7 protein-coding genes are annotated in these 7,117 nt (G+C 66.4%); 5 read left to right on the forward strand and 2 right to left on the reverse strand.

All coding sequences use genetic code 11. The features are described from left to right. Positions 1–109 precede the first annotated feature (109 nt). From ABE423_RS20165 to ABE423_RS20175, 3 genes are all read left to right on the forward strand, one after another. Positions 110–877 carry a sulfurtransferase gene (locus ABE423_RS20165; RefSeq protein WP_005408988.1) on the forward strand — a complete coding sequence of 256 codons (768 nt, stop codon included), beginning with the start codon at positions 110–112 and terminating at the stop codon, positions 875–877. Positions 878–1,109: 232 nt separating this feature from the next. Then, positions 1,110–2,105, forward strand: a complete 996-nt coding sequence (locus tag ABE423_RS20170) for an LLM class flavin-dependent oxidoreductase (protein ID WP_049400370.1) — start codon at positions 1,110–1,112, stop codon at positions 2,103–2,105. A gap of 68 nt (positions 2,106–2,173) precedes the next feature. Then, positions 2,174–2,671, forward strand: a complete 498-nt coding sequence (locus tag ABE423_RS20175) for a pyridoxamine 5'-phosphate oxidase family protein (protein WP_049400371.1) — start codon at positions 2,174–2,176, stop codon at positions 2,669–2,671. Positions 2,672–2,763: 92 nt separating this feature from the next. Here the strand turns inward: ABE423_RS20175 and ABE423_RS20180 are convergent, their stop codons facing one another. Together ABE423_RS20180 and ABE423_RS20185 are read right to left on the reverse strand one after the other, a co-directional pair. Then, the gene (locus tag ABE423_RS20180) at positions 2,764–3,423 is read right to left on the reverse strand and encodes an exopolysaccharide biosynthesis protein (RefSeq protein ID WP_346487294.1); all 660 of its coding nucleotides are present in this window, start codon (positions 3,421–3,423) and stop codon (positions 2,764–2,766) included. Beyond that, positions 3,407–4,711 carry a hemolysin family protein gene (locus ABE423_RS20185; RefSeq protein ID WP_049462710.1) on the reverse strand — a complete coding sequence of 435 codons (1,305 nt, stop codon included), beginning with the start codon at positions 4,709–4,711 and terminating at the stop codon, positions 3,407–3,409. Before ABE423_RS20185 ends, ABE423_RS20180 begins: the two co-directional genes overlap by 17 nt. Before the next feature lie 292 nt (positions 4,712–5,003). Between ABE423_RS20185 and ABE423_RS20190 the strand changes: the two genes are divergently transcribed. Then, positions 5,004–5,630, forward strand: a complete 627-nt coding sequence (locus tag ABE423_RS20190) for a DUF47 family protein (RefSeq protein ID WP_004152833.1) — start codon at positions 5,004–5,006, stop codon at positions 5,628–5,630. Positions 5,631–5,643: 13 nt separating this feature from the next. Next, positions 5,644–6,765, forward strand: coding sequence for an inorganic phosphate transporter (locus tag ABE423_RS20195; RefSeq protein WP_032128946.1), 1,122 nt, complete (start codon positions 5,644–5,646; stop codon positions 6,763–6,765). Positions 6,766–7,117 lie beyond the last annotated feature (352 nt).

The following is a 7,117-nucleotide window of genomic DNA, read 5'->3' on the forward strand; positions in this document are numbered from 1 at the left end:
TTGCAAATTTTTGGGTGGGGGGGCGGGGGGGGGTGCCCCCCCGCGGGCGGCCCGGGGTCCCCCCACCCCTGAATCTGTCCGTGCGGGCGGGAGGCGCTAAAATGGCGGGATGATCGCCAATACCGCTGCCTATCATTTCGCCGTCATCGACGCTCCCCAGGCCCTGTGCGACCAGTTGCTGGCGCGTGCCGAGGCGGCGCAGTTGCGGGGCACGATCCTGGTGGCGGGCGAGGGGCTGAACCTGTTCCTGGCGGGTGCGCCGGAGGCGGTCGAGGGTTTCTACGCGGCGCTGCGTTCTGACGTGCGGTTTGCCGATATGCGGGTCAAGACCAGCTTCAGTGAACATCAGCCGTTCGCGCGGCTGAAGGCCAAGGTGAAGGACGAGATCATCAGCTTCCGCCGTGACGACGGTCAGCCGCTGGACTATCCGCGGGCGCCGGCGGTCGATCCGGCCACGGTGCAACGCTGGTTGCGGCAGGGGCATGACGACGCCGGCAAGCCGGTGGTGATGCTCGATACCCGCAACCTGCAGGAAGTGGAGTACGGCACCTTCAAGGATGCGCTGGTGCTGCCGATTCACAAGTTCACCGACCTGCCCGAGGCGCTGGCGCCGCACCGCGAGGCGCTGAAAGACAGCACGGTGGTCAGTTTCTGCACCGGCGGCATCCGCTGCGAGAAGGCGGCGCTGTGGATGGTCAACGACGGCATGGACAACGTGCTGCAGCTGGACGGTGGCATCCTCGGCTACTTCGAGGAGGTGGGCGGCGAAGGCTACGAAGGCCGCTGCTTCGTGTTCGACGAGCGCGTGGCGCTGGATGCCGAACTGAAGCCAATGGTCGACCAGCCGCTGCCGGAGCCGCGCCCCAGCGCGTTCTAAGCCGGGACGTCGATTCCCCGGTAGAGCCGGCCGCTGGCCGGCTGCGAAGCGATCTACCTGCATGCCGGCCAGCGGCCGGCACTACCAATCGCGCTTGGCGCGGATCAGGGCACCCCGGATCGGTCCGGCGGGCCCTGAACCCGTCCCACGGGAATCAGCATCCCGCCACCGTCACTGGCCGCCGCGCCCGGCCGACCCCATGCATGGGGGATCCTGTGACGGAAAACCGCTGATGATCCCGTTGTCGATCCTTGACCTGGCCCCGGTCTGCGAGGGCAGTGACACCACCGCTGCCTTCGCCAACATGCTGGAACTGGCCCAGCACGCCGATGCGCTGGGCTACCGCCGCTACTGGCTGGCCGAACACCACAACATGCCTGGCATCGCCAGCGCGGCCACCGCCGTGCTGATCGGTCACGTGGCGGGTGGCACAAAGCGCATCCGCGTCGGTGCCGGCGGCATCATGCTGCCCAACCATGCGCCGCTGCAGGTGGCCGAGCAGTTCGGCACGCTCGCGTCGCTGTATCCGGACCGCATCGATCTCGGCCTGGGCCGTGCGCCGGGCACCGATCAGCCGACCGCGCGTGCACTGCGCCGCTATTTCGACAGCGCCGACCAGTTCCCGCAGGACGTGCGTGAGCTGCTGCATTACTTCGAGCCGGTACAGCCCGGGCAGGCGGTGCAGGCGGTTCCGGGTGGTGGCCTGCGGGTGCCGACCTGGATCCTCGGTTCCAGCCTGTTCGGTGCGCGCATGGCCGCGTCGATGGGCCTGCCATACGCGTTCGCCTCGCACTTCGCACCGGACGTGATGGACGAAGCGCTGGCGGTATACCGACGCGAGTTCCGCCCCTCGGCCACGCTGAAGCAGCCGCACGCGATGCTGGCCCTGAACGTCGTTGCCAGCGACAGCGAAGCTGAATCGCGGCGCCTGTTCACCAGCCAGCAGCAGAGTTTCGTGAACCTGCGTCGTGGCCGACCAGGCAAGATTCCGGCACCCATCGACGACATCGAGTCCTTCTGGGAGCCGCACGAAAAAGTGGGCGTGGAGCGGGCACTGGCCTGCACCGTGCTGGGGGATCCGCAGCAGGTGGCGGAAGGCATCGCCGCGTTTGTCGAGCGCCACAAGCCGGACGAGCTGATGCTCACCGCCAACCTGTATGACCACCGTGCGCGCCTGCGCTCGTTCGAACTGGCGATGCAGGCCTGGCACGCCCGCCACGCGGGCTGAACAATTGCGTCACGGCCCATTGCGGCCGAACCGCGTCTGATGGGGGCTCATATCGAAGGAGCCCCCACATGGCCGACACCCGCGCCGAACACATTGCCCAACTGGCAGAACTGATCAAGGACGTGGAGGTGGCGATGTTCACCACCACCGGCGTCGACGGCCGCCTCTACAGCCGGCCGCTGGCCACCCAGCAGGTCACCTTCGACGGTGATCTGTGGTTCGTCATCACTGCCGACAGCCCGAAGGTGGCCGAGATTGCGCTCGACCCGCGCGTCAACGTGGCCTATGCCTCGCCATCGAAGAACACCTATGTGTCGGTGGCCGGGCGCGCGCGCGTGGTTGATGATCGCGCGAAGATCGAGGAACTGTGGTCGCCAGCGATGAAGCTGTTCTTCCCGGGCGGCAAGGACGACCCGAACCTGCGCCTGATCCAGGTGCGCGCCGACTCGGCCGAGTACTGGGATGGACCGGGTACGCTGCTGGGCACAGCGCTGAGTTTCGTACTGTCAGCCGTGCAGGACGAACCGGCGGCGTTGGCCGACAACGGATTCATCGACCTTCGATGATGGCCGATGTCCGGTATTGGTAGTGCCGGCTGCTGGCCGGCAAACCTGGAAACGTGGCAGCCGGCCAGCGGCCGGCTCTACCGGATTCCGGCTCAGAACCAGCGCTGGAACAGCTCCACCGTATAGCCCACCAGCTGCCCCGAACTGAAACCGAAGAAGGCGATCGCCGCCAGCGCCGCGATCCAGTTGAACAGCATCAGCGCGCCATCGCGTTCCAGCAGTGCCAGCGAGAACAGCAGCAGCTGGAAGCCGAACAGGAAGTTGGTGAAGGGAATCGGCAACGACAGCAGCATGCCCAGCAACACCAGCAGCAGGCCGCTGAAGGCATGCGCCGGCAGCGGTGTCAGCAGCTGCGGCAGGCGCGGTTTCAGCATCTTGTCCAACCGCCGCAGCGGGCGGTCGATGCGGTCCAGGAAGCGGTGCATGGTGCCGCGCTTGGGCCCGCGGCGGGCGATGAAGCCGGGCAGCCACGGCCGGCGCAGGCAGAACAGCATCTGCAGGCCGATCAGGATCACCAGCGGGCCGCTGACCGCGCCGCCCATGCCCGGGATCGGGATGAACGATGGCAGGATCGCCACGAACAGGAACACGCCGAACGCGCTCTGCTGCAGGTTGCACAGGATCTGGCCGAGCGGCATGTGCTCGGCCGGGTCGCCGGAGGCGAACATCTCCAGCAGGGTGCGGATGCCCTCGTTACGGTAGGCCGGGCGCTCAACGCCCGGACCCTGGCCGGCCTCAGGCGGTGAGCTCATCGGCCTGCTCGTCGGACAGCGTACGCAGCAGCAGCTTGTCCACCCGCGCACCATCCAGGTCGACCACCTCGAAGCGCCAGCCGGCCCAGTCGAAGTACTCGCCCGCGTGCGGGATGCGGCCGAAGTAGTGGATGCACATGCCGGCCAGCGTGTAGTAATCGCCATCCTCGGCATCGGGCAGATCGTTGCTGCCGATCAGCTCGCGCAGGTCCTCGATCGGCAGCGAGCCGTCCACCAGCAGCGAACCGTCTTCGCGGGTCACCACCAACGCATCTTCGTCGGCGTTCTCCACCGCCTGCAGGCGGCCGACCACCGCGCCCATCAGGTCGCTGATGGTCACCAGGCCCTGGATTTCGCCGTACTCGTCCACCACCAGCGCCATCGACTGCTGTTCCTCGCGGAAGATCTCCAGCAGCTTCATCGCGTGGGTGGATTCAGACACGTACAGCGGTTCGCGCAGGGTCTGGAACAGCGCGTTGTCGCCGCGCGCCATGCGTGTGGCCAGCGATTTCAGTTCCAGCACGCCGACCACGTCCATGTCGTTGTCGCGCAGCACCGGGTAGCGCGAGAACTCGTGCTCGGCCATGATTTCCAGGTTGCGCTCCAGCCCAGCCTGGGTATCCAGCCAGGCGATGCGGTTGCGCGGGGTCATCAGGCTGTCGGCGGTGCGGTCGCCCAGGCGCATGACGCGGTTCATCATGTCGCGCTCGTGGGCGTCGATCACACCGGCCTCGTGGCTCTCGGCCACCAGCATGCGGATCTCTTCTTCAGTCACCGAGGCGACTTCATCCTTGCCCAGGCCGAACAGGCGCAGCACCAGCTGGGTGGTCTTGGACAGCAGCCAGACGAAGGGCAGGGCCAGCTTGGCCAGCCAGCTCATCGGCATCGCCACCAGGCCGGCAATGGCCTCCGAGCGGGTCAGTGCCAGGCGCTTGGGCACCAGTTCGCCGAAGATCAGCGTGATGAAGGTGATCAGGCTGACCGCCAGCGTGGTACCGACGTTGCCGGCGTAGGCAAAGCCCGGCATCAGGCCCTGGATCCAGCCGGCGAAGGCTTCACCCAGTGCTTCACCACCGAGGTAGCCGGTCAGCACGCCGATCACGGTGATGCCGATCTGCACAGTGGACAGGAAGCTCTCCGGCTTCTCCGACAGCTCCAGCGCCTTGGCGGCACGCTTGGAGGTGGCGGCCATCTGCTTCAGGCGGCTCTTGCGCGAGGTCATGACCGACATCTCGGACATGGCGAAGAAGCCGTTCAGCAGAACAAGCGCGAAGACAATCAGGATCATTTCAAACACGGGCGTCGTCCCCGGTTGGTGGCAGGGAGGGCGGGTGCTTGCGATGGCGGCTGGCGCTCAGGAACAGGGTCCGGCGCGGCGCAGGGGGGTAAGGGTCGTCGTCCATAAGGTGCGCCCGAAGGCGCGCTGGCATCTTAGCAAAGGGGCGTGGCAGGGTGGCAACCGCCTGTTCAGGTTGGGGCTTCCAGAGCCCCGGAAGGGGGCAGGGATACCCGTGATGGTCATCTAGCCGTCATAATTCCGTCTGGTGCCGTCCTTCCCGCGACGGCTGACAGGTTTCTCAATGTTCTCTCTGCAGACCATTTTCGGTTCCGGCAAACAGTTCTACACCCTGCTCGATGAGGCTGCCGTCGCGGCTTCCGACGCCGCCAAGGCGCTGCATTCCATGCTGCGCGAGGCCGACCGCCAGCCCGCGCTGGACGCCTTCAAGCTGGCCCGCCTGCGCGAACGCGCGGCCTCGGACAAGATCAGCCAGGCGCTGGTGGACAGCTTCATGACTCCGATCGAGCGCGAAGACATCGAAGCGCTGGGCTCGGCGCTGTACAAGATTCCGAAGCAGATCGAGAAGTTCGCCGATCGCTATTCGCTGGCCACGACCCACCTGGAGCACATCGACTTCGCGCCGCGCGCGGCGATGCTGGAACAGGCTGCCGGCGTGGTGGTGGAGATGGTGGCCGACCTGCGCCACATGAACCTGGACCGGATGACCGCGCTCAACGAGAAGCTGCGTTCGCTGGAGAACGAGGCCGACCGCCTGATGCTCGAGCTGTACCGCGACATCTACTCGGGCCGCCTGGACAACCTGCAGATGTTCCTGCTGAAGGAATTCTTCGAGATCCTGGAAAAGGCCATCGACCGCTGCCGCGAGGCCGGCGTGGTGGCGTACCAGATCGTGTTGAAGAACAGCTGACGGACGCCGCCGCATGTTGACCCTTGTCCTGGTGGTGATCCTGGCCGCGCTCGTCTTCGAGTTCATCAACGGCTTCCACGACACCGCCAACTCCATTGCCACCGTGGTGGCGACCAAGGTGCTCTCGCCCGGCTGGGCGGTGATGCTGGCCGCCTTCATGAACCTCATCGGTGCACTGACCGGTACCGCGGTGGCGCTGACCATCGCTTCGGGCCTGCTCAACACCAACGTGGTCGACGTCACCCCGCAGGTGATCCTGTGCGCCCTGCTGGGCGGCATCATCTGGAACCTGATCACCTGGTGGAAGGGGCTGCCTTCCTCGTCCTCGCACGCCCTGATCGGTGGCCTCTGCGGCGCCGGCCTGGCCGCTGCCCACAACAACTGGGACGCGCTGATCTGGTCCGAGCGCCTGGGCAGCTGGGCGCAGAACAAGGGCCTGCTGTGGAAGGTGTTCGTGCCGATGATCACCTCGCCGATCGCCGGCTTCCTGCTCGGCATCGTGGTGATGGTGCTGCTGTGGGGCCTGATTGCCGGCCTGGCCAAGATCGGTGGTGCCATTGGTCGTCTGGCCCGCCCGCGCATCGTCAACGCCTTCTTCGGCAAAGCGCAGATCGCCTCGGCGGCCTACATGGGCTTCGCCCACGGCCACAACGACGCGCAGAAGACCATGGGCATCATCGCCATGACCCTGATCGGTGCCGAGGCCACCGGTGCGCTGGATGACCTGCCGTCGTGGCTGGCCTTCATGCACCCGGACGCCAGCGCCGGTGACGGCATCGCGATGTGGATCGTGCTGACCTGTGCGGTGGTGATGGCCGCCGGTACCGCCTCGGGCGGCTGGAAGATCATCAAGACCCTGGGCCACAAGATGGTCAAGCTGCACCCGATCCACGGCTTCGCCGCGGAGACCAGCTCGGCCACCATCCTGACCCTGGCCGCCCACTTCGGCATGCCGGTCTCGACCACGCACAGCATCTCCACCGCGATCATGGGCGTCGGCTTCGCCAAGAACCCGCGCTCGCTGAAGTTCGGCGTCATCGAACGCATCGTCTGGGCCTGGATCCTGACAATCCCGGCCGCAGGTGGTTGTGCGTACCTGATCCTGAAGCTGTTCGAGCTGTTCGGCTGGACCTGATCGCCGCGCCAAGGTGCACACGAAAAAGCCCGCCGGATACCGGCGGGCTTTTTTCATGGGCAGAGAATTCTTCCGGACACATCGTGTCGACCAAGGTCGACACCTACCAGAGCAGAAACAGGGATCCGGCCTCGTGCCGACCAACGGTCGGCACCCACCAACAGCGCACGGAAACTGTCGAAGGCGGGGTGGGATGGGCAGGCGGGGGCGCAGAGCGCCATGGATGGCGCTCTACGAGGCACGCAGGAGCAGTTTTTGCCGTCCCCCGCCAGCCCAACCCACCCCGCCCCCCCCCGGCAAGCCAGCGCATGCTGTTGCAGTGGCAGGTGATCCCCAGCGGGTGCCGGGCCCC

The sequence above is a fragment of the Stenotrophomonas sp. TWI1409 genome (assembly GCF_039673015.1).
In the GTDB taxonomy this organism is placed as follows: Bacteria; Pseudomonadota; Gammaproteobacteria; order Xanthomonadales; family Xanthomonadaceae; genus Stenotrophomonas; species Stenotrophomonas maltophilia_A.